Origin of the sequence: Sphingobacterium shayense (assembly GCF_013179575.1) — a bacterium.
Lineage (GTDB): Bacteria > Bacteroidota > Bacteroidia > Sphingobacteriales > Sphingobacteriaceae > Sphingobacterium > Sphingobacterium shayense.
Genome location: NZ_JABMCQ010000264.1, coordinates 1 through 3,298, shown reverse-complemented (window position 1 = coordinate 3,298; position 3,298 = coordinate 1). Strand labels below are relative to the sequence as shown.

The following is a 3,298-nucleotide window of genomic DNA, read 5'->3' as shown; positions in this document are numbered from 1 at the left end:
CATAGAAAAGAATCTTGATGACTTGGAGGGCTCATTGGAATTATTTAATAGATCTTCTTGAAGAAGCCGAAAATGCAGGAATTATAAATTGTTTTGTTACAGGGGAATCAAGAAGCACCCGCTTACTAACTTGGAGCGTAGCGCTTAAATTGCGTCCGAAGCCTGCATGCAAACAATCACGTTCCCTGTTTTCCTTCCCGATTCAACGTACCGGTGCGCTTCGACGATTTCCTCTAGAAAGTATTGACGGTCGATCACTGGATTGAACAAACCCTGCTCTGACAGTTTTCTGAGATACAGTACGTCCGTCTTATCTATTGTTGGGAGAGGGAACAATACCTTTCTCCCTTTTATTAACGGCGTAGTTAATGCTAACCAGATGTTTTCCCATCGTTTGCCCAATTCGGTCGAAATGAAGATGCCTTGCGGTTTCATTAGGGGTTTGCATGCGCCAAAAGAGCTCCTCCCTACGGCATCAAAGATAAAATCAAAGCGAAGCGTTGTTTCTAAAAAATTTTGTGTTTGATAATCGATCACTTCATTCGCACCTAGAGACTTTACAAGATCCACATTTTTGGTGTTTGCTACTGCCACGACAAAGGCATTCAAATGTTTAAGTATCTGTACGGCAGCTGAACCGATGGCTCCCGTAGCTCCGTATACCAATACGGCATCCCCAGCTTTCACATTTGCCGCTCGAATATTACCTAAAGCGTAATGACTTCCTTCGGTCATTGCTGCAGCTCGTATATAATCCATGCCTTCGGGAATAAGAGCGACCGCCCCATTTTCTAACATGACCTTGTACTCTGCATGTCCCCCAAAATTACGGTCATCATAACCAAAAATCCGATCCCCGGTTTTAAAGTTGCGGACGTCTTTACCGATTGTAACGACCTCTCCGGAAAATTCGCAGCCAAGAACTCGCTGCTTTGGTCGCAACAACCCGCTAAACAAACGGGAGACGAAATATTCAGCACTGCGGAAGCCCGTGTCTGTACGATTTACCGCCGCGGCATGGATTTTTATCAACACTTCGTCGTCATTAGGCACAGGAATCGCCATATCTATAACATTAACGACTTCTGGTTCGCCATAACGGGTATAAACAGCTGCTTTCATTTCGATTTTCCCTCATTGACATATTCCCTGGCTAAAGCCAATGGGATTTTAATTTGCAAACCTCAACTGCTTCGTTAGCCGAGGCTTTACGTTTGAAGCTCAATAATGTGGCGTCGAAGAACATTATTTGCCGATAACAAGTCTCCCTCGGTGAAATCCTATACGTTAAGAGAAGGTGGCTCCAAAAAAATGAATTAAACGGATCGCCTTTATTGATATTGTTTTCAATAAAGGTAAACATTGTCATTATTATCGAAGCAAACGAAATTCATATTTAATACTGGCTTAATATTTAGCAGATATCAAATAACTTTTACCGTTATTTTCATCGATTCGATCACTCTGATACCCTCCTGTTAGAAACAATTGAGGCGATATAGTAAAATGTAGTTAGATGGAAAAGTAAATGGGGAAAAATTGACGGGAGTGTTGTGTGAGACGCGTGTATGAATAAGGATATCTTGCCATTCGCACTAGTGATTGAAGGATGTAGCATATCCCAAAGAACTGTATTGTGGAAAAGCTGTACATCTTCTTAAACATTCTAAGGCTTCCTCTTGTTTAATTATCCTCGACTCTCTCTACGGTGACATTTGTTAAAAGCTGACGCCACAATTTGCACATATTGGGCTGAGGGAAAGAGAGGCTAAAGATCAAGGATATGATTATAAAGTGGCAAAGTTACCTGTAACGAGTATTCCACGAGCAAAGATTGACCGGAGTACCAAGGGTTTTTTAAAGACAATTGTCGATACAAAGACGAATAAAATATTAGGTTGTACGCTAATATGCTCCGAAGCGAATGAAATGATCAATACTATTCAGGTAGCGATGAACGCAGACTTAGATTACCGGGTCGTCAGAGATATGGTCTTTACTCATCCTTCTATGACAGAATCATTTAATGATCTATTTTCGTTGATATGATAGGCCCCACTGTTAGCTGTGACTATTCATCCATCTTGGCGGCTACTAAAGTGTTAGCAGAACGAAAAGTAGTGCCAGAATAGCCGGTAATGCTTGCGTAAAGAAAATTTTTCTGGATGCCGTTAGTGCCCCGTATATCCCTGCAGTTATTACGCATGCTAGGAAGAATATAGACACATTCGTTTTCCAGGCGACGTCCGTAATTAAAAAGCTCCATATAAGGCCAGCAGCAAGGAAACCATTGTATAGCCCCTGGTTCGCCGCCAGTCTCTTAGTCGGTTTAAACAGTTCTTCGGGCAAAGAGCCTTTAAAAACTTTCTTCCCAGCAGTTTCCCACGCAAACATTTCCATCCATAGGATGTAAAGATGCTCAATTGCAACTATTGCAACAAAAGTTCGCGATAATATAAATATAAATTGTTCCATGGCAATTGATTGTCAGGCTTTTATTTGTGAAGCTAACAAACTGATCGGAATGTTGCTTCTAAGCTCGTTCTTGTTTTATAATTAACAAACCTACCTATTAAAAGACAAAGTGCATGAAATATTCTTTTATTCATCACTGTATATTTATATCCACTTATTCTTTTGTATCCCACCCCAGAATTGCCTTTGTTTTAATGCTGTTCCTCCGGAAAACAGGTCGACTTGACTAAAAGGTTAAATTGTAACATTTTTGTTGCTAATCGCATAACATATTTCCAAAATCCCCGTTGTCTAATTGGATGTATCATAAATGTTACATCTATAAACTAATTTCACATTAAACTATCAATATGTACAAAAGCCTAACTCTATTTTGTATTTGGCTGATCTCAATTAGTCAGCTCGCTTACGGGCAGCAACGAACGATCAAAGGAACTGTTGTCGAGCAGAAAATGAAAACGCCTATTGTAGGGGCAACTGTTCGTCTCGAAGGAACGCAAACGGCAACATCGACCGACGAATCTGGAGCCTTCACCATCGAGGTTCCCTCTGAGACCGCAACCCTTAACGTCAGTATTGTCGGCTATGTCTCGACTATTCAGACGGTGACCCCGCAAGATCAGAATATTATTATTTCACTAGCCCAGGAGAATGAACGGATTGACGATGTCGTAGTGACGGCTCTTGGGATTCAGCGGAAAGCCAAAAGTTTGTCCTATTCAACTCAAACAGTTAAGGGTGACGAGCTAACGAAGGTCAAGGATGCAAATCCGATGAACAACCTTACCGGAAAAGTTTCCGGAATGCAAATTAATCGGAGCTC

4 protein-coding genes are annotated in these 3,298 nt (G+C 41.2%); 2 read left to right on the top strand and 2 right to left on the bottom strand.

Features of this window, described 5'->3' with window-relative positions:
* Positions 1-144: 144 nt before the first annotated feature.
* Entirely contained in the window at positions 145-1,122 is a 978-nt protein-coding gene (locus HP439_RS18430; RefSeq protein WP_172391794.1) for an NAD(P)-dependent alcohol dehydrogenase, read from the bottom strand.
* A 603-nt stretch (positions 1,123-1,725) separates the two neighbouring features.
* Between HP439_RS18430 and HP439_RS18425 the strand changes: the two genes are divergently transcribed.
* On the top strand, positions 1,726-2,049 hold the full coding sequence (locus HP439_RS18425; protein WP_172391795.1) for a hypothetical protein: 324 nt from the start codon (positions 1,726-1,728) through the stop codon (positions 2,047-2,049).
* A 45-nt stretch (positions 2,050-2,094) separates the two neighbouring features.
* Here the strand turns inward: HP439_RS18425 and HP439_RS18420 are convergent, their stop codons facing one another.
* Positions 2,095-2,475 (bottom strand): DUF1304 domain-containing protein, encoded by a 381-nt coding sequence (locus HP439_RS18420; protein WP_172391793.1) that lies wholly within the window; start codon positions 2,473-2,475, stop codon positions 2,095-2,097.
* Positions 2,476-2,825: 350 nt separating this feature from the next.
* Between HP439_RS18420 and HP439_RS18415 the strand changes: the two genes are divergently transcribed.
* Positions 2,826-3,298, top strand: a 473-nt coding sequence (locus HP439_RS18415) for a carboxypeptidase-like regulatory domain-containing protein (RefSeq protein ID WP_172391792.1), incomplete at its 3' end; no start/stop codon positions are given.

Bases quoted from the DNA above. Each gene is read 5' to 3' on its own strand.
- HP439_RS18430 (WP_172391794.1), bottom strand. From the start codon at position 1,122: ATGAAAGCAGCTGTTTATACCCGTTATGGCGAACCAGAAGTCGTTAAT.
- HP439_RS18420 (WP_172391793.1), bottom strand. From the start codon at position 2,475: ATGGAACAATTTATATTTATATTATCGCGAACTTTTGTTGCAATAGTT.